Here is a 19,913-nt window from a genome sequence, read left to right as displayed (position 1 = left end):
CTACAAATATTTCAAATCGACCCGATTGTAAGGGGATGCATTGGTATCAAAAAAAACTTCTGATTTTACAAATATTTTTGATGGAAGTGTCTTACGCAAGGTAAGCTTGCCCGGATTGGATTTTTTACCTTTAAAGTCTTTATCTTTTGGGCTTCAAAATATCCCCGAACCGAAAACAAGAAAAATGTATAAAAAAGGAATTGTCTGGTTGTATGTTTTCTTAATTGCTGCATTGGCAGACATTGCGCTCCTCCTGCATGCAGCTCCATCCTACCGGCTGCTGAGCAAGCCATTGATTGTTGCAGCCTTGCTTGGTTATTTTCTGCAGTCGACGGTGCTGATCAAAGGAAGTATTCTTAGAATCAGTGTCTCAGCGGCTTTGATATTTGCCGTCGCGGGAGATATTTTGCTGATGTATCCAGGCTTATACCTGTATGGGATGGGCGCATTTTTTATGACGCACATCTGCTATATCGTTGCCTTCAAACTTACCCAAAACCACATATTCAATCCGCTGAGGGTAAACTTTATCAAAATGTTCTTTTACAATCTGCCCATCTATATTCTGGCGGCGTTTATTTACTTTTTGATTCACCGACAGCTTCTTGAGCTAAAAATACCCCTTATCGTTTATTTGCTGGCCACTGTGATGATGGTGACACTGGCCAGAGAACGGTTTGGAAGAACCCATGCGGCCAGTTTCTGGCAGGTATTTATCGGCGCTTTCTTCATGTTTACTTCTAATGCCATACAGGCTTTGGACAAATTCTTTTATCCGGTGCCAGATGGAAAGATATTGATCATGGGCACTTACGTGCTTGCGCAGTTATTGATCATCATGGGAATCAGGAGCCATCTGGTTCACATCAGATAGCTCCGGTCTGGCCGAATCATTTTTGCTCATTCCTTTCCTGAATAGCCAGGGACAGTTCCTCTAACTGCTCGGCGGAAATACCACTTGGAGAATTGATCATAACATCCCTTCCGGCATTATTTTTTGGAAAGGCTATGTAGTCTCTGATAGAATCACTGCCTCCGAATATGGCGCAGAGCCTGTCAAATCCAAAAGCAATGCCTCCATGTGGGGGAGCTCCGTATTCGAACGCCTCCATCAGGAAACCAAACTGAGATTGGGCCTCAGCCTCGGTGAAGCCCAGATGGCGGAACATCAATTGCTGGGTGGCGCGGTCGTGTATACGTATGGATCCTCCGCCTATTTCCACTCCATTGATCACCAGGTCATATGCATTTGCCCTGACTTTTCCGGGATCGGTGTCCAGCAGGGGAAGGTCTTCCTTTTTTGGAGAGGTAAACGGGTGGTGCATGGCATGAAATCTGGAGGTTTCTTCATCCCACTCCAGCAAAGGAAAGTCCAGTACCCACAAAGCCTTATACACAGACCGGTCTCTCAATCCCAGATCTTCGCCCATTTTCAAACGCAGTTCGGAAAGCTGCTTTCTGGTGGCATTTGTATCTCCGGAAAGTATCAACAACAAATCGCCGGCCTGGGCTCCTGCTTTATCAGCCCAGGACTTCAGGTCCTCATGGCTATAAAACTTATCCACTGAGGATTTGAACGAACCGTCTGCATTGCATTTTACGTAGACCAGTCCTTTGGCACCGATTTGAGGCCTTTTGACCCAATCGGTCAACGCATCCAACTGCTTTCTGCTGTATTCCGCTGCTCCCCCGGCACAAATGCCTGCGACCAGTTCAGCACTGTCGAAAACGTTGAAGCCTTTTCCCCTGGTCAGATCAGTTAGTTCGAAAATCCGCATATCAAACCTCAGATCGGGCTTGTCATTCCCATATAGCCGCATGGCATCGGCATAGGTCATACGTGCAACGCTCTCCAATTCCAGCCCCTTGACAGTGCGAAACAAATGTCCGATCAATCCCTCAAAAATTTCAAGAATATCCTCCTGCTCCACAAAGGACATTTCACAATCAATCTGAGTAAACTCCGGCTGACGGTCTGCCCTCAGGTCCTCATCCCGAAAGCATTTGACCAGTTGGAAATAGCGATCGAAGCCACTGACCATCAGGAGCTGTTTGAAAGTCTGCGGCGATTGTGGCAGAGCGTAAAATTCACCGGAGTGGATTCTGCTGGGCACTACAAAATCTCTCGCTCCTTCAGGAGTGGATTTGATCAAAACGGGCGTTTCGACTTCCATGAAATGATTGGCATCCATGTATTTCCGGGTTTCCTGCATCATCCTGTGCCTCAGATGCAATTTTTCACGGATCACATTCCTGCGCAGATCCAGATAACGGTATTTCATCCGCAAATCCTCTCCTCCATCCGTATCGTCTTCTATGATAAAAGGAGGGACTTTTGCCTTATTCAAAACCTTGAGATCATGTACTTTTATTTCAATGTCTCCTGTGGGTATTTTATCATTCTTTGCGGCCCGCTCAATCACTGTCCCTTCAGCCTGAACCACAAACTCCCTGCCCAGAGCACCGGCTTCCTTAAGAAGCGATTCCGCCACTTCCCCCTCTTCAAAGATCAATTGTGTGAGACCATACCTGTCTCTCAAATCTACCCAAATCAGCCCCCCTTTATTCCTGACCCTCTGGACCCAACCGGCCAGGATCACTTTCTTGTTCAAATCTTCTAAACGCAACTCCCCACAAGTATGTGTTCTATGCATAAAATCTAAAGTTTGTTTGCAAATGATCGCCAAAGATAAACATTCATCAGAGAGTTTGCTATTTTAGCTGCAAGATAAAGCAATAGGAAGCACTTTTTATCCGTTTGGACTTAGGAAAATGAGGTATATATCTGGTTAAAAACCTATATTTGTAAAAGAAAAAATGAACAAGAATTGTAATTTATCTGGAAAATTGACTTATTTTGCATAACATTTATTATTTAAACTTGAATTCATGAAAAAATTTTGGACATACGGTGGAATAGTCTTGATTATCGGGATGACTTTTTGGGTGCTTGAGAGACAACAGATTCCTACCGTTGAAACGGATGAGCCTGAGGAAATAATCGTAGAAGAACTGCTCCCGATCGAGGAAAACCTGCTTTACGGGATCAATGTTGACGATCTCGATATCACGGAAGGCATCGTTAAGAGAAACCAGACTTTGTCTGCCATACTGGCACCGTTTAACGTTCCTTATCAGATCATCGATGAAATTGCGAGGAAATCGGCGGAAATTTTTGATGTCAGAAAAATCGCCTTTAACAAAAAATACACGGTACTCACCCCCAAAGACTCACTTGCCGCCCAATTTTTTATTTATGAACCAAATCCAACGGAATTCGTCGTGTTTAAGCTGGATCAACCCGAGATTTACAAGGAATCCAAGCCGATGGAGATCAAAAACCGGGAAATAGGGGGCACCATCTCCTCTTCATTGTATGTGAATATGACCAACCTCGGGCTAGGTCCTGACTTGATCGACCAGTTTGCCGATTTGTATGGCTGGGTAGTTGATTTTCAGCGCCTTCAGAAGGGAGACAAGTTTAAGGTAGTTTTCAAAGAGCAATTGGTAGAAAATAAAACCGTCGGAATAGAAGATATTGAAGCGGCCTATTTCGAACACATGGGTCAGGGATACCATGCCATACCTTTTGAGCAGAATGGCATCATCTCCTACTTTGATGAGGAAGGCAATAGCTTGAAAAAGGCATTTCTGAGAGATCCCTTAAAATTTACGAGGATCAGTTCCCGCTACAGTCTGAGCCGCTTTCACCCGGTCCAGAAGAGATACAAAGCCCACCTCGGCACAGACTATGCCGCTCCCAGGGGAACTGAGATCCGCTCTGTGGGAGACGGAACAGTGTTAGAGGCAGGTTATAGCGGCGGCAATGGCAATTATGTTAAAATCAAGCACAACGGCACCTATTCTACGCAATACCTGCACATGTCCAGGATTGGCAAAGGGATCAAAAGAGGAACCCGGGTTAAACAGGGACAGGTAATCGGTTATGTAGGCAGCACCGGGCTGGCTACCGGCCCCCACCTTTGTTTCAGATTCTGGAAACATGGCAAGCAGGTTGACTGGCTGCGGGAAGACATTCCGCCGGCTGAGCCCATTGCAAAGGAAAATCAGCAAGCTTTCGAAAAGGTAAAAAGGGAAAAGCTGGCAAAGCTGGATAGTATAGCCTATACAGACAATGTAGAATTGCTTACTAGTGCAGAAAACCGGCCGTAGTCATTTTTTTTCAACTGAATTTTACAAAGTCGAAGTATGTATTAAAACATTTGGTTTGATAGGAAACTTAGCCTCAAATTATCTTTCTAATCAAAATAAGGTATACTTTTTAGCTTTTCCATTGCTTTTCACGATTCCTATTAGTGATTATTTAAAATAGAGTTGTTTTTTTAATTATTTTGCAAATTTTAGTTTCGACATAATTTTATTTTTTTGAAGTTAATTTCCTGATCCAGCTAGGATCTGGCTTGGAAATCGTGAGTAATAGAAACAAATAAAATCTATTAAAAATCCGATACATAAATTTATTATTTTAAATTTTAGCAACAAAAGTTTATTAAATTGTTATTTTTGTATTTTTAACCTTTTATTATTCTGTATTTATACTTCATACACTAGATTTTTTATTTATTCCACATCGTGTCCCATTCATGTTTATCAAAACACTGTTTGTCACCAATTTGTACTCAATAATCACTTGTTGGCTGAAATAATAGCATCCAGGCGGTTGATATTTTTTAAGATTGAGTAACTTTCAACTTCCACTAACAACTAAAACATGAGAAAGAAATTACCAATAATTTTATTATTGGGTCTTTTCGTGCAATTTTCTTTTGCACAGACCCGAGAAATTAGCGGAACAGTCATTTCCGCAGAAGACAATGCACCTATTCCCGGTGTAAGTATATTGGTCAAAGGCGCCAACATCGGTACCGTTTCGGATTTGGACGGCAAGTATATGTTGGACGTACCTCAGGGAAACGAAACCCTTATTTTTTCCTTTATCGGCATGGCTACCAGGGAGGTCAATACCGGTGATCGCTCTGTCATAGACCTCTCCATGTCCCCCAATGTAAATGCGCTGAATGAGGTGGTAGTAACTGCTATCGGTATAGAGCGGGAAAAAAAGGCATTGGGATATGCCGTATCAGAGGTTGATTCGGAGGAAATCACGCAAAGGTCTGAACCGGATGTCATTCGCGCGCTGAATGGAAAGGTAGCCGGGGTATTGATACAGGGTTCGGGTGGAGTCACTGGTGGAAATACCAATATCACCATCCGAGGGAGTTCTTCCCTCACCGGAAATAACCAGCCCCTTTTTGTGGTAGATGGTATTCCCTTTGACAATTCCACGCAGGGGTATACAGATCAGGGTGGCAACAGTGTTGCCAACCGGGCATTTGATATCGATCCCAATAATGTGGCTTCCATGACCGTACTCAAAGGAGCTGCTGCCGCAGCCCTGTACGGCTCCCGGGCGCAAAACGGCGTAGTGATCATCACCACAAAAAGTGGTAGCGGAGCTTCCAGAAAAGGCCTCGAGGTAAACTACAGTACTTCCTTCGGCATAGAAGAGGTGGCCAAGCTACCCGATTACCAAAATGAATACGGGCAGGGGGGCAATGGTAATGTCTACATCGAAAATTATTTTGGTTCTTTCGGGGCGCCCTATACGGCTTATGACTCCGTGCCCCATCCCTACACCAACCCGGCTCTCGGCCCCTACCTGAACTCTCCCTCTTACCAGAATGTAGCAAGCCGTGGAGACAATGTGCTGTATCAACCCTTCACAGAAAAGTACCGCAATTTCTTCAATACCGGAAAATTGCAGGAACACGCCATTTCGGTCCAGTCCGGTGGAGAAAAAACCAATCTCTCGGCAGGCTTGTCCTGGATGGACAATACCGGAATAATACCCAATTCCTCTGTAACCAGGATATCTGCCAACCTGGGTGGTAATGCCACCCTAGACAATGGCCTGAAATTGAGTGCGGGCCTGAATTATGTCAGTACAGTACAAAATAACCCCGCCCTGGGTAGTGGTAATTTTGGTGGGTTCAATCAATCCGCCTCCCAACTCGTCCTGTGGGCGCCAACGAGTTTTGATTTGGACGGTTACCCTTATCAAAGAGAAGAAGATGGAGGGGCCATGTATTACCGAACGGCAAACAATCCCTACTGGGTAGCTGACAATTCCATGAATGAAAGCAATGTAGACCGATACTTCGGAAATGTAAAACTGGGATACGATATTGCTGACTGGATCAACGTTGCGTATCAACTGGGCTTCAACGCCTATACAGACCGGAGATTTTTTATGATGGAACCCGGTGGGTTCGGTTCAGCCATCGAACAATCCGGCTTCATGCGCAGGTCTACCTACTACAATGCTGAACTGGACGGAAACCTGCTGATCAATATCAATAAGGCTCTGAACGATGATTTTTATTTGCGCACCATCACCGGTTGGAACATCAACCAAAGAACCAACACCGCCAGTCAGTTCGGCGGAAATGGCGTCATTGAAAGAGGTATCCAATCCTTCACCAATACCTCATCCCAGTTTATCATCGATGACCGCTTTGTGCGGAGACGTTTTGCGGGCTTGTTTACAGATATCTCCCTGGCCTATCAGGAATGGGCCTTCGTCAATCTGACGGCAAGAAATGATTGGTCTTCTACATTACCGGAGGACAACCGAAGCTACTTTTATCCGGGTGTCAGTACATCCCTCATCCTGAGTGACGCCCTTTCACTGAACAGCAGCTTTCTGGATTATGCCAAGATCCGCGCTGGAATTGGCCAGGTGGGAAATGATGCTGATCCTTACCTGACCAGCAATAATTTTCTACTCAACCAACCAGTAAATGGCTCCGGAGGAGCTACGCAGTTTCCGTTCAACAATCAGTTTGGAACCGTAAATGGGTCAGCCATTAACAGCAACCGGGGTATTCCTCTCTTAAAGCCTGAACTTACCACCGAAACTGAAGTAGGAGCCGAATTGCTTTTTTTCAAACAACGCATAGGACTGGACTTCACCTATTACAACCGCAGCACGGAAAACGGTATTACTGCCATCGATGTGCCCCCTTCGAGTGGTTCTGCTACGCAGGTAGTAAACATAGGAAAGGTCAGAAACCGGGGCATAGAAGTAGGGTTAAATCTTAAGGTTATCGAAAGGCCCAATGGATTCAACTGGAATATTTTTACGGCTTTTACCAGAAACCGCAACGAGGTCCTGGAATTACAGGAAGGCGTAGACCAAATCGTGCTGACCAGCAGCGCAGGCAGCAGTGAGATTGTCCAGGTTGCCCATCGGAATGGGCAACCCTTCGGCGTTTTGATCGGAAGGAAGGCAATCCGGGATGCAGCGGGCAATTTGCTGATCGACGGACTACCGGGAACTACATACGGAAAATATATCGACAATCCGGAACCCCAGATCATAGGCGATCCAAACCCGGATTTTGTAGTAGGCATCACAAATGATTTTTCATACAAGGGCCTGACACTGGACCTGGTCCTGGATTGGGTGCAGGGCGGTGACTTGTATTCCAAATCTAACCGGGAGATCGTCGGCAGAGGACTTACCCATGATTCGGGAGACAGAATGGTGTCACGGATCATGCCCGGATATATTGCGGCAAGAAATGAAGATGGCAGTCTGGCCAGGGACGAAAATGGAAACTACCTCGCTGCTGTTGATGCCAGTGGAAACCCAATTCGCAACAATATCAATATCACTAACTTCAACTGGTGGTACGATCGCGGAGGGTTCGGTTGGAACGCTGCAGAGGAATTTCACACCTTTGATGCCACTGTACTTAGACTCCGGGAGTTGGCATTGAATTACAATTTCCCATCCAGATGGCTGGACAAAACCCCCTTTGGCTCTGCCAGGATTGGTATGTCAGGACGGAATCTTTGGTTTATCACCCCAAACATGCATGAAGGCCTTAACCTCGACCCCGAGACAAGCTCCTTCCCTGGACTGAGGGGCATAGATTTTATCGGTGTCCCTTCTGCCAGAAGGTACAGCATGAACCTATCCTTTACCTTTTAAATGACTCCACCCATGTTGAAATATATATTTAAATTCAATCCCGCTCTTTGTCTGCTGTTTTGTAGCGGCCTGTTGATTCTTTCCTGTAGCGAAGATCTGCTGGATATCAATCAGGATCCCAATACCTCTACGCAACTGGCTCTGCCCAATACGCTGGCTTTTGCACAGGTATCCCTTGTATCCAACCTTTTGGACGAACCGAATACCAATGCCGGATCCTTCAGCAGAATGTGGTACACCACGGCGATCCGAAACTACGAGCAAAATCAGGGTACCTATAGCAACTCCTGGGTAAACCTGTATTCCAGGCCTTTAGCAAATCTGCAGGCAATTCTGGATGGTACAGAGGAAAATGAATCCGGGTACAGAGGAATCGCCAGACTGCTAAAGGCTTATACCTTCAGCATTTTGGTCGATCTCTACGGTGATGTCCCCTATTTTGAAGCCCTGAATCCAGAAATCACCTTTCCGGGTATTGACCAGGGGCAGGATGTCTATGCCGATTTGTTGCTCCAAATAGACCTCGCTATCGAGGAAATCAATGCTTCTTCGGAGCCAATTCAGGGTGACATGATCTACGGTGGAGACCGGAGTAAATGGATCAAAATGGGCAATTCGTTGAAACTGAAAATGTACGCCCAAACCAGAAAAGAAAACAGTATCAACTCGGCACAAGGCTTTACACAGATGCTAGACAGTGAATTGATCACCGAATTGGCAGACGATTTTCAACTCAAGTATGGCTCAGAGCAAACACCGAATCAAAACCGCCACCCCCTCCACGTCAACCATTACAATCAGGCCACTGCATACTGGATGGATAACTGGACCATGGCAAACCTGCTAAACGACGGCACCGTAAGCGCTGTCACCGGAGAAAGGGTTTCCTACCGGACGGTGCCGGATCCCAGGCTGCGGTACTACATTTTCCGGCAGGTGCCCGGAGACGGTGGCGGATCGGTGGTCACCTGTGCCGGTGGTGGCTGCCCGATTGGATTAATCGGAAATGGCTACCTGGGCCGGGATGCAGGCGACCCCTCTGCTTTTTCCAATGAGGGCGCACTGATCGCTACCTTCGGTGTCTATCCGGTAGCCGGCCTTGTAGATACCGACGATCCCAAAACCGTAACAGCAGCAGATGGCACGGGCAGAGGTATATTTCCAATGCTCACCACTTTTATGATCAAATTTTTGCATGCAGAAATGGCACTAACCAGCACTGTCGAAGGGGACCCACTCGCACTTTTACAGGAAGGTATCACCTTATCTATGGATAAGGTACGGGAGTTTGGCGCCAGCGAAATGCCATCCATCTCAGGAAGCGCCTATGAAATTTCGGATGAGGCCATTGCCGCATACATCGCAGACGTAAGCAGAGCGTATGAAGAAGCGGAAAATGAATCCGAAAGACTTAATATCATCATGACTGAGTATCAGTTGGCACTTTGGGGCAACGGCATTGAAGCATACAATAATTTCAGAAGAACAGGTTTTCCCGATTTCGCAAACACTTCACCAGTAATGGGCAACCCTCCATACCCTCAGCGTTTCATTATTCCTGTTTCTGAACTGGAAACCAACCCTTCCTTGTCTGATTATTCGCCGGATCCTTTTGAACCGGTTTTCTGGAGTCAGCCTTGATTTTCGTACCACCAAATGACAAAAAAAATGAAAATAAAATCACATGTTCTGATACTAATGGCAGGCCTCTCCACGCTTTTCACGGCTTGCATAGAAGAAGACTCCATCAAGGAGCCGGATTACGAAATCGGCATTATAGCCCGAGCCACCATTGCACCCGGTAAGTACTGGTTTAACATCAATGAGCTGAGCAGTTCGGAGGTATCATTCGATCTGAGCTACGAAGGCTTTGAGGTTCATACTGCCTCCTCCATTGAATTGTTTCTCAGCAGGGGATCTGATCAGGTTTCCCTGGGAACCTATACTGAGTTTCCCTCCACAATCAACTTGACCGGAGAAGAGGCATATGCCTATTTTGGAGAGACCCCTGCCAGTATCCTGGCCTCGGGAATTTCCAGGGATGAATTCCGGATTACCTATGAGATCACTACTACGGAAGGAGAGACATTCTCCCGGTACGGCCAATACTACAACTATAATCCTTCCCTGGATGGTCGGTTTACAGGCAGGTACGCACAATTCTATACCAACCTGCCGGGATTTGGAACACTGGTACTTGACGTGAGACCTCCCAATCCACAGAATCCCAATGAAGAGTAAACGAAAAATCTTTTCTGATCGGGCCAGGACTTTGCCTGGAAACCAATGAAATCGGATACTGCACTAAAGGAATATTACCAAAAAGGAGCTGGCTTCAGCTCCTTTTTGGTTTTCTTAAACTTTTCATCTATTGGTTTTCCCTTTTGATTCCATTTTTCTTTGGATTGGGAATGCTCGGAAGGATCATTTCCGTTCTCCGGTTAAGCTGGTGCATCTCCGGCGTGCAAGGCTTTTCCTCGCAATCGTTTACCGGCCGTGATTTTCCAAAAAATTCATATACCAACCGCTCTGAAGCAATTCCCTTTCCTTCCAGATAGTTTTTGACCACCAATGCCCTTTTTTCAGACAACTCCTCATTGTACTCATCTGAACCTCTGGAGTCGGTATGCCCGCTAATGGCCAGGTGACGGTTGAGCATATTCCTCAACATCAACGCAACTTTCTCCAGCGCCATCATATCTTCAAGATCCAATTCCGACTGATCAAATCCAAAGTATATGGTAGGCAATTCTTCAGGCATCTGTATGTTGCTGATATCACACAAGTCTTCATTTTTCAATTCTTCCGGCATGTCATACGCTTTTCCTACTTCAGGAAATGCCAGCAGCAACAGCTCTGTTCTTCTATTCAGTTGATGGAACTCTTCGGAACAGGGTTTTCCATCTCCGCAGTCGTTGGCCAGCTCTGCTTCACCCAGCCACTCTGAGGAAATTCTGGATCTGTCTACACCAAATTTAGCCAGATAATCCCTTACAGCATCGGCTCTTTTTTGACTCAGCGCTTCATTATAGGCATCGCTGGCTCTGGCATCAGTATGGGACCTTACCACTACGTTTAAAAAGGAATACGTTTTCAGTAACTCGGCTACCTTGTTTAACGGGACTTCGGCATCCTGTCTGATCAATGACTCGTCCAGATCGTAATACACCAAATCTACATAAGCTGCCGTATTGTACGGGATTCTCACCAACTGATAGGTTTTTTCAAGGGTATCGGCGTCCAGTCCTTTGGTACTGATGTCCATATCCCGAACAGCAAAAAATCCCTGCTTCCTGATCAACATTTCGTAGTCCTCGTCCGGTGCCAATTCTCCGAGCAGCATGCCATTTCCTGAATTGGAAAGCGCAACATTTGAATCGTCCGTACTACGAACCAGAGAAGTATCCAATGGGCCGGTCACAGGTTCTCCGTCGCATTCCAGCAACAGGGCGCTAAATCGGCTGAATAGCGTTTCCATCTCAAATATATCATCCCAACCAGTACTTTCAGGTCTGTTGGAAGAAACCAGCACCCTTTTGTCCTCCGTCTCGTAATATCCGAAGTCATCCTGGGGCGAATTGTAGGGAAGTCCCAGGTTCTTTGCACCGGCAAAAGCGCCATCCCTGATATCAGAAACAAAAATATCCAGTCCGCCCAGACCAGGATGGCCATCTGATGCAAAGTAAAATTTCCCATCCAGAACGAAGGGGTCTGTTTCATTACCGGACGAATTGACCAGGGGACCCAGATTGACAGGATCCTGAAATTCAAAATTTTCATCATAATCCATATAATACAGATCAAAGCCTCCATGTCCTCCTTCCCTATCTGAAGAGAAGTATAATCTTTTGTTGCTTTCGTCTACAAAGGGGCTTTTTACGCTATATTCCAAAGGAGCATTGACCGGCAGTCCCTTGAAATCGACCGCATTGCCGCTAGCGTCCAGCCTACTGAAGTACACCTCCGGGTGAACTTTGTAGTTTTTAGTTCTTCTGATATCTCTCGTCACCGTGTAGAAGATGACGTCCTCCTGCTGCAGCGGATAGGGATCAGCCGCATGAAAAACATCAGAAATAGGGACTTCAAACGGTGCAATGGTACCATCCTCATCTTTCCGGTATATGCCCAGATAATCCCGGCCTGTCCAATCGGAAGATTTGTTGTAATACTTGTATCCTTTATCTATCCTGAGGGCTTTCCTGTCACGATCAGATTCACCGCCCCGATCGGAGGTAAAATAAACCCTGCCCTGCCGGTCCTTCACCCATCCGAATTCGGTACTTGGGCTATTTATACGGTCCAGCTTTTTGAGCCCGGCGTTTGCTGAACTGCCATACCATTGCCGCAGGGAGTCCAAACGGAGATTTTTGATCGCGGCACTACCACTGGCATTTATAGTATCCAGCGCAGCAAAAACAGCGTCCTTTTCTCCGGCCCTGTTGGCTGCTGCAATATAATTGAGCCAGTCATTTTCGCCAGCTTGATCAAAATTAACGGCCTTTTCCCACCAATTGTAGGCCTGAGGATAATCTCTTAACGCATCGTAGGCCAAGGCAGCACCTTTCGCTGCCTCAAAAGTCGGCTTTCTGGAATAGGCATCTGCAAAGCCTTGTCCGGCCTCCAGGTAATTTTCTTCTGCCAGCTTTCTGTCTGCATACCGCAACAAGCCGGTTTGGGCAGCAGCGCTGCCAACCAGCATACCGCATAAATACACCAGAATAAAATAATTAAAAATGCTCTTCATATTTAAAACCATCTAGGGTTGTTCATATTCACTTTTCTGGGAGAAATGTAGTAACCCAGGGAAATTTCATGGGAATTGTTTCGTAAGCCGCTGAATGCATTTGTCTGCACATCATAAGCATAACCGAACCGTAACTTTTCTGTCGCAAACAACTCCAATATCAGTGCAACCGCATTTCTTGAGGACAGACCTTCCGGCAACTCACTTTCTCCCAACTTGAGGTTGGTACGATATGATGCCCCCGCCCACACCCTGTCTATAAATAGAAACATCCCGTTTAAGTCCAGGTTACCTGGTCCACTGCCGCCGCTGCGCAACAAAAAAGAGGGTTTAAATTGAACCTGATCCGATAGTGGAAGCAATCCTCCAGCAGTAAGATAGTAGTGTACGTTGTGGTAGGCCAGGGCGACAGCTTCATCTTCCAGAGCCTTCTTTCCCACAAGATTGTAAGCGCTGAATCCCGCATAGAAATCCGGACTATGGAAAAAGATGCCAGTATTCAGGTTGGGTGTAAACCGATTGATCCTCCCCTCAGGAATTTCGGCATCATCAAAGTCATTGGGGTTAAACATGGATCCATCGATGGCATATTCTGTAAGCCCTCCGCTGATTCCAAAACCCAAAAAAGAAGCATCCCCCGTTTGAATTCTATAGGCATAGGTCAGGAGTCCTGAATTGGTTTTGGCTGGCCCTTGTTCATCAGATAGGATAGCTGCTCCGAAGCCCATCAAGCCCTCATTGGCGCTGATATCAGCCGTAAGGGTAAAAGTAGTAGGTGCGCCAGGCAAGCCCGCCCACTGACTTCGATAGGTAGATTGCACATAGTGTTCGCCCTTATACCCGGCATAGGCCGGATTGATATGCAGTCCATTGAACATGTACTGGCTGAATTGGGGCAACTGCTGGGCATTCGAATGGCCCATCCCCATCAACACCACCAAAAATGCTAAAATGCTAAAAATATTCTTCATTGATCTTTCATTTAAACCATCCCGATTAACAATACATTACTACTTCACCACCTGTACCCAGCCTTTGTACGTTTGGGTATCTCCCATGCTGTCTGTAATGACCAGGACATAATAGTATGACCCGCCATTAAGTCCCTCAGCGGCCCAGTCGTTCTGGTAGTCCTCTGAGGCAAACACATGATCCCCATTCCTATTCATGATGGTCAGCCTGCTTTGGGAAAACCGACCGATTCCCCTGATTTCAAAGGTATCGTTCTTCCCATCTAAGGTGCCCGGAGTGATCACGTTGGGTATAAAAAATGAACTGACCTGATTGGTATCCGTGGCTTCCTGAACGGGCGACAAATTCACCTGGTCTGCAGGCACCTGAAGTAGGGCAGTGTTGCTAATGGTACCGGTGCTGGTCGCCTGTACCCTGATACGGTAGACCTTCTCCTCACCCGCTTCGATATCAGCAATTGTCCAACTGATTGTGTTACCAGACACTCCAGGCGTTGCATCTCCGGTAAATCCGAGGTAGGCCAGTCCGGAAGGCAATTCATCCTGTACGGAAATACCTTCTACCGCACCGGAGCCATTGTTGCTGACACGAATTTCGTATTCAAATTCGTTGCCTTCATAAATATCAATACCAAAGGAGGTTTTGGAAATACTGATGTCGACTGGTCTGGGCAGGACATCTACCGGAACGGCCTGGGCCAAATCGCTGTAGTCTCCTATGCTGATTTCTGCAATGTTCACTACCTGTCCCAGACTTGACCCCATTACTTGAAGTTCTATGTTGAATACCTCACCTGAAGCAATATTTTCTATTAGCCACAGATCATTTTCCGCCGGTTCGGGCATTGCCGACAAAAACATCAAGCCTTCGGGAAGCACGTCTTCCACCCGAACATCCTGCAGGTCAAAAGCTGAATTGTTGGTCAATCGAATGTTGTAGTTTACCATTCCTCCCACGGGAATTTCAGTAACATTCGGCGTTTTCACTACTTCCAGCAGTATGGGTCTGACCACAATGCTGACCATGGCCTGGTCACAGAATTGCCTGTCCGTATTCTCACAAATTTCATAGCTAAAACTATCTGCGCCCGAAAAATTGACATTCGGAACATAGGTGACAGAGCCGTCTGCATTTTGTACAAGATTCCCGTTTTCCGGTTGGCTGATGATCTGCAGGGTCTCTACCAGCAACTCCCCGGTATTGATAAAATCATTTTCGAGCAAATTGATGTCAACCGATTGGTTCTGATCGGTTATCACCTCGTCATCATTCGCCTCCAGTTGTATGTCCAGCAGAGAAAAGCGGATAGTAGCCTGGTCTGTATTCCCTGGATTGATGGTTTCCTTCAGTTCATACAATAGCTCATACATTCCATTCGGAAGGCCCTCAGGGATACTCAACGCCCCCTCAGGTGATAGGCTGACACCGCTCAATCCATCTGCATCCAGCAGTTCAACGGTTGCCCTTCCTTCGGTTATCGCTTGACCGTTCAGGAGATCGTTGGGAAGCACCTCGCCAATAATACCCGCCCGGTTAAGATTTACATTACCAAAATCATCATCAACGGCGTCCAGAACGGTTGGGGCTACTACGATTTCTACTGCTGCCTGATCACATTTACCCGGGTCCGCTGAATCACAGATCTGATAGACCAGCGTGTAACTACCCCCTGGAATACCTTGCGCAATATCTACAGAACCATCGTCTGTGAGGCTGATAAATGCCGGTGATTCATTGCTCAGTGTGCTGAGATTCACATTCTCTATCAGTGCCGGAAGACCATTCAAGATATCATTATCCAGCACGTTCAGCAGGCTGTCCTGTCCAAAACTGTCGGGCAATTGGGCGGCATCGTCAAATGCCTCAGGCTTATACTCTATTACCTCTATCGTTACTTCGGCCCGGTCGGATTCGGTACCGGTACTGATTTCATATGTCAGGGTGTAATCTCCCGGTGCGGTATTTGGGGCCACATCTACGGTTCCATCGGGATTGAGCACAGCGGTACCTGGAGGAAAGTCTTCAATCACGTTCAACTGAACATCAATTGGGTTCAGGGGAAGGCCGTTCAGCTCATCGTTATCGAATATATTCAAAACGGCCTGCCCACCCAGCTCACTATTCACCCGCTCTGCCACATCTGGAGTGGCAGAAATGGCATTCACAAAAAACACCAGCTTCCCATCAGGTTCATTCACCGCAATGATCCTGATCCCGTGAATGGGTTCATCAGATTCAAATATAGCGGGCGAAAAAAGGACCATTTCCTGAGACTGATCAGGAACATTGGTGATGTGGTGGATCCCTGTCTGCCATTGAAATCCCCTGACCTCAATGACATTGGCCCCCTCAATGGGTTCGCCGTCCCTGCCCAGCGCAATAAAATCCGTGGCCGAATTTCCGTCCCGCTCCGTGTAGAGGAGGTACCCGGAAGTGACCACCGGGCCATCGTATATCAAATCAACAAACTGTTCACCTCTCGGAATAGAAGGCTGCGCATTGATATCCCAATAAGACCGGATATCGGGGGTGGAAACCACCGCCTCCAGGTTTTCAAAAAAAGTAGCGTCCCGGTGAGAGATGATGGTATTGTCCGAACGGACGATCTGAATGGCAGAGGGTCTGATCTCGTTGTTACCTATGGCTTGATTGGGGTTGCTGACAGCCGGCGTCCTGACGGTAGCGAAAATGGTGCGTCCTTCTGAAGTAATGATTGAGCTGATGACTACGGGTACATCTTCCGGGCTGGGGTTCTGGTTACCTTCTGCGGACACCTGAACCAATTCCTCCCCGGCTATCGTATAGTTCACCTGTTGGATGTCGATGTTGTTTTCTTCGCCGGTAACGGTGACTACCTGTGCAAATCCAGGAAAAACCATAAAAAGCGCCAATGCCAATACGGTCAGCAAGCTGTAAAAAAAGACGCGCTGCCTGTCTAAAGTTAAATATCCCATGAAATTTATATTAAAAACCTGCTGTTATTCTCAAGGTAAAAACAAAATAAATAAATGCACTGCTAAAATAGTCCATTTATCACCAAATATCAAAATATAATCTCAACCACTTTTGGTATATCTCCATATTAATTAACAGTGATACAAAAAAAATCAGAAAAAAAGATCAGGCACTGAATGCAATGCCCGATCTTTCTTTCATCTGTCTTCCCTACCTGGGTACCCTGGCCCTGGGCCTTGTCGGCACAGGGATATCATTGCCTTCTACATTTGCATTCAGCATGACCTCTACATTCCGGTAGCCACTGTTGTCGAGATACCAATCTGTGTAGGACTCACCACCAGAGATCACCCAGTCAAAGAAGCGAGTGTAGCCTTTGGTAATCGGAACTTTGTTGACCAGGTAAGGAATGCTCACCGGAACATTCAAGCCCCATGGCAGGCCGTTTTCCTTGTTGCGGTAGTAGCTTTCAGCTCCCGCAGTGCTTCCGTCCTCTTTGGTGCCAAAAATGGAGGCATCTGCATGTTTTGTAGGCTTTTTGCCTGGCAAGTGTACCTCAACACCTCTGGTCTGGTCTACGATCAGAAAGGGGTTGAAATTTTCCAGCGTCAGATCGGAAAGGCGGGTAGGTCCTGCTGCAGTCGGCTCTCCACCTTCTTTCAGCGTCAAAACGATGGTCTGAGGTTTTAGGTCCACAAATCCAAACTTGGGATCGGTATTGATACCCAAAGCACCCTGACCAGGATGGGTGAGTACCAGATCCACATCGTCAAAAGGAATAATGGTCGCGAATTCATTGCCTGCTTCTAATCCATTTTCCATAAAGGTATGGATGCTGGATGATGTCGTTTTGTGGCCTTTTACCTGAATTACTTTTTCGGGAGACAGCCCGGAAAACTCTATCCCGAAGCCATTGCTGTACCCTGCTCCCGCTGCCCTGGTCAGAAGTTCTATGACCACTTCTACGACTTCACCTTTTGCATCGGTAATTCTATTCATCCGGTAGTCAACTACCAGATCATTGAAATCATAATCACCGCGGGAAGGCCAGAGATCCTCAAACATCAAGGTACCAAAACCAGTAGCGGGAAGATAGTTGTTGTAAGCTTTATACGGGTCTTCGGGATAAGATTCTTCTTCGTCAGCGATACCATCTCCGTCAGTATCATTTTTCTCTGCCAGCGGCAAACATCCCTCAGAAGGGTCTGATGCGTACTCTCCCGGAATGACGAGTTCATCCATCCCCACTCTCGCAGAACCGCCGCTGCCCACAAAACTGATAAATACCCGGACCGTTTGCCCGATATAGCTCTGCGGAACAGTTACTGATACTTCGTGTATCTCGGTTTGTTTGTTGATCGGGTTAGGAAACTCGAAAGAACCGATTTCGGCAATATCGCCTTCTCCTGTTGATTCATTTTCTGGATCAAAAGAAACAACCTGCATCAGAATGCTCCGGTTGCCTCCGGCAGCACCGTCAAGTCTCGTTTTAAAGGTGATCTGCCCGGCTTCCAGTTTTAGCCAGGGGGATTTGATCCATGTGGCCGTATTAGATTCATTGGTCACCTGGTTGGTTCTCAGACTATAACTTCCGGAAATAAGGGTGCTTTCATTATCGCTTACCGTTACGGCACCCATGCTCCAGCAAGTGGCAAAATATTCGTTCCTGTCACCCAATTCTGCATCTATTGTAACGGTGTTTTCCTGAGCAAAGGAGCTGAGGGCTGTCAAGCCCATGATATAGATAAATATTGCTGTTTTTTTCATTTTATCGGTATTTAAAAATATTGGGAAAAGTGATCAAAGAGGAATGAATCATTGCATCAGGGCTGGATATCTTCATCACCCATGTCAACGATAAAGTCAAAAGACACCTGATTATCGGCAATCTCCGCCTTCTTTTCGATATTGCCGTAAAGCATGGTCACTTCCCTGACATGGGCAGGCAGGTCAAAGACCATCTCAAAATCGGATCCCATGTGCTGCAAACCTGCGTAAAATTCACGCCCGTTTTCTGTCTGCAAAATCAGGGTACGACTGATAGCTACATCGGCGGATAGGCCTGACACCAGTACCCTTACCTGCTCGGTTGTTTTCCAATCAAAAAACTCAGAAGCCTGAAGAGACTCAATGCCCTGAGCACCGCCTGACCCAATTGGTCCTTCTATGGGCTGGTCCTCACAGGACGCCAAAAAACCAGAGAACAAACCAAAAAAGATCAATAATTTCAATCTGCTAAAATTCTTGCTGCTTTTCATTTTCTTTGCTGTTATATGTTTTTTATCAAACCATTCTAATGCCGTTGCTGGTTGATACCCCTAAATTCAGCATTCTTGTCGTGTCATTTGAATATTTTCGATGAAGATGGTTTTTTGGCCGTCCAATTGAGAAAAACAAAGGTCAAATAATCTGGTAGAGGTTGGTTTTCAGGCATAAAAATAAAAAAGATAGAATACCCTAAAAAGCTATTTGCGATAAATTTTCAGCATTTATGGTACATAATTTTTTTATTTATTCAAAATACAAAATTATATACTCAAATATATTGAAACACTTATTTTTGATGATAGAGCCATTCTTTTTGCAGTTTAACCCGGACGAAATCAAATGTATAGGAGTGGGAAATCACAATTGGGGTAGGAGGCTTGGGGGCAGAGGCTGAGCTTGAAAAAAGAAAGCATAAAAAAACCGTTGGAGGCATTCCAACGGTTTTTTTATGCTTGGTGATTAGAAGGTAAAACGAATGGATAGGGCTACCTCATCCCCCCAGAAACCCCCACCGTTGATGATATTGAAGGCTGGCTTATAATCCAATGATAAATTGATCGGAGCATCCACGAACTTGTAATCCAGACCAATGATCCCATCTATCCCAACTATTGTGGATCCCCTGTATCCTGAATCTGCCCAGGGCGGAGGAGGATTACCACTGTTCCAGCTGCCAATATGGGCTCCGCCCCCATAGAACCAACGCAAACCACGGACTTCACGGATATTCTTGTGTACCTCGTACAACCCGGTAATGACCAAACCTCTCCATCGGGTATGGAGGATACCCTCCAGAGCCGCATCATCCTGAATAAAATGCTTCACGGTCAAGCCATTGCTTACTCCCGCCCTCAACCCGATTCCGGTAGCATAGGTCTGGGCCTTACCCTCATTCATCAGCGAGCATGCGATAAGGAGGGCAAAAACTGCAATCATCGATTTTTTTAGCATAAAATT

12 protein-coding genes are annotated in these 19,913 nt (G+C 46.3%); 5 read left to right on the top strand and 7 right to left on the bottom strand.

Translation table 11 applies throughout. The features are described 5' to 3' along the window. Positions 1-184 precede the first annotated feature (184 nt). On the top strand, positions 185-874 hold the full coding sequence (locus BUB19_RS01555) for a lysoplasmalogenase (RefSeq protein WP_073091467.1): 690 nt from the start codon (positions 185-187) through the stop codon (positions 872-874). A gap of 16 nt (positions 875-890) precedes the next feature. On the opposite strand, the gene aspS is transcribed toward BUB19_RS01555, so the two are convergent. After that, the gene (gene aspS / locus BUB19_RS01550; protein WP_073090675.1) at positions 891-2,654 is read right to left on the bottom strand and encodes an aspartate--tRNA ligase; all 1,764 of its coding nucleotides are present in this window, start codon (positions 2,652-2,654) and stop codon (positions 891-893) included. Positions 2,655-2,889: 235 nt separating this feature from the next. On the opposite strand from aspS, the gene BUB19_RS01545 reads away from it, so the two are divergent. The 4 genes from BUB19_RS01545 to BUB19_RS01530 all read left to right on the top strand — a co-directional run bounded on the left by BUB19_RS01545 (position 2,890) and on the right by BUB19_RS01530 (position 10,258). Continuing rightward, positions 2,890-4,173 (top strand): M23 family metallopeptidase, encoded by a 1,284-nt coding sequence (locus BUB19_RS01545; protein WP_073090672.1) that lies wholly within the window; start codon positions 2,890-2,892, stop codon positions 4,171-4,173. Between the two features lie 559 nt (positions 4,174-4,732). Next, positions 4,733-8,017, top strand: coding sequence for a SusC/RagA family TonB-linked outer membrane protein (locus BUB19_RS01540; protein ID WP_073090669.1), 3,285 nt, complete (start codon positions 4,733-4,735; stop codon positions 8,015-8,017). Between the two features lie 12 nt (positions 8,018-8,029). After that, a complete protein-coding gene (locus BUB19_RS01535; protein WP_178371418.1) occupies positions 8,030-9,658 on the top strand; it encodes a SusD/RagB family nutrient-binding outer membrane lipoprotein in 1,629 nt (542 codons plus the stop codon). 27 nt (positions 9,659-9,685) lie between these two features. Further along, positions 9,686-10,258, top strand: coding sequence for a hypothetical protein (locus BUB19_RS01530; RefSeq protein WP_143155879.1), 573 nt, complete (start codon positions 9,686-9,688; stop codon positions 10,256-10,258). 127 nt (positions 10,259-10,385) lie between these two features. Here the strand turns inward: BUB19_RS01530 and BUB19_RS01525 are convergent, their stop codons facing one another. From BUB19_RS01525 to BUB19_RS01500, 6 genes are all read right to left on the bottom strand, one after another. Beyond that, positions 10,386-12,761: an OmpA family protein gene (locus tag BUB19_RS01525; protein ID WP_178371417.1), complete on the bottom strand. Its 2,376-nt coding sequence runs from the start codon at positions 12,759-12,761 to the stop codon at positions 10,386-10,388. A 2-nt stretch (positions 12,762-12,763) separates the two neighbouring features. Next, positions 12,764-13,732, bottom strand: coding sequence for a PorP/SprF family type IX secretion system membrane protein (locus BUB19_RS01520; RefSeq protein WP_073090657.1), 969 nt, complete (start codon positions 13,730-13,732; stop codon positions 12,764-12,766). Between the two features lie 39 nt (positions 13,733-13,771). After that, positions 13,772-16,687: a T9SS type B sorting domain-containing protein gene (locus tag BUB19_RS01515; RefSeq protein WP_073090654.1), complete on the bottom strand. Its 2,916-nt coding sequence runs from the start codon at positions 16,685-16,687 to the stop codon at positions 13,772-13,774. A 211-nt stretch (positions 16,688-16,898) separates the two neighbouring features. Beyond that, the gene (locus tag BUB19_RS01510) at positions 16,899-18,455 is read right to left on the bottom strand and encodes an LruC domain-containing protein (protein WP_073090651.1); all 1,557 of its coding nucleotides are present in this window, start codon (positions 18,453-18,455) and stop codon (positions 16,899-16,901) included. A 56-nt stretch (positions 18,456-18,511) separates the two neighbouring features. Then, positions 18,512-18,946 (bottom strand): hypothetical protein, encoded by a 435-nt coding sequence (locus tag BUB19_RS01505; RefSeq protein ID WP_073090648.1) that lies wholly within the window; start codon positions 18,944-18,946, stop codon positions 18,512-18,514. A gap of 469 nt (positions 18,947-19,415) precedes the next feature. Further along, the gene (locus BUB19_RS01500) at positions 19,416-19,907 is read right to left on the bottom strand and encodes a hypothetical protein (protein WP_073090645.1); all 492 of its coding nucleotides are present in this window, start codon (positions 19,905-19,907) and stop codon (positions 19,416-19,418) included. Positions 19,908-19,913: the final 6 nt, after the last annotated feature.

The sequence above is a fragment of the Cyclobacterium lianum genome (assembly GCF_900143075.1).
GTDB classification, from domain to species: Bacteria; Bacteroidota; Bacteroidia; order Cytophagales; family Cyclobacteriaceae; genus Cyclobacterium; species Cyclobacterium lianum.
The sequence above is the reverse complement of the archived record's forward strand: the minus strand, read 5'-3'. Positions and strand labels throughout refer to the sequence as shown.

Coding starts and splice junctions, on each gene's coding strand:
- BUB19_RS01555 (WP_073091467.1), top strand. CDS start 185: ATGTATAAAAAAGGAATTGTCTGGTTGTATGTTTTCTTAATTGCTGCA.
- aspS (WP_073090675.1), bottom strand. CDS start 2,654: ATGCATAGAACACATACTTGTGGGGAGTTGCGTTTAGAAGATTTGAAC.
- BUB19_RS01545 (WP_073090672.1), top strand. CDS start 2,890: ATGAAAAAATTTTGGACATACGGTGGAATAGTCTTGATTATCGGGATG.
- BUB19_RS01540 (WP_073090669.1), top strand. CDS start 4,733: ATGAGAAAGAAATTACCAATAATTTTATTATTGGGTCTTTTCGTGCAA.
- BUB19_RS01535 (WP_178371418.1), top strand. CDS start 8,030: ATGTTGAAATATATATTTAAATTCAATCCCGCTCTTTGTCTGCTGTTT.
- BUB19_RS01530 (WP_143155879.1), top strand. CDS start 9,686: ATGAAAATAAAATCACATGTTCTGATACTAATGGCAGGCCTCTCCACG.
- BUB19_RS01525 (WP_178371417.1), bottom strand. CDS start 12,761: ATGAAGAGCATTTTTAATTATTTTATTCTGGTGTATTTATGCGGTATG.
- BUB19_RS01520 (WP_073090657.1), bottom strand. CDS start 13,732: ATGAAGAATATTTTTAGCATTTTAGCATTTTTGGTGGTGTTGATGGGG.
- BUB19_RS01515 (WP_073090654.1), bottom strand. CDS start 16,687: ATGGGATATTTAACTTTAGACAGGCAGCGCGTCTTTTTTTACAGCTTG.
- BUB19_RS01510 (WP_073090651.1), bottom strand. CDS start 18,455: ATGAAAAAAACAGCAATATTTATCTATATCATGGGCTTGACAGCCCTC.
- BUB19_RS01505 (WP_073090648.1), bottom strand. CDS start 18,946: ATGAAAAGCAGCAAGAATTTTAGCAGATTGAAATTATTGATCTTTTTT.
- BUB19_RS01500 (WP_073090645.1), bottom strand. CDS start 19,907: ATGCTAAAAAAATCGATGATTGCAGTTTTTGCCCTCCTTATCGCATGC.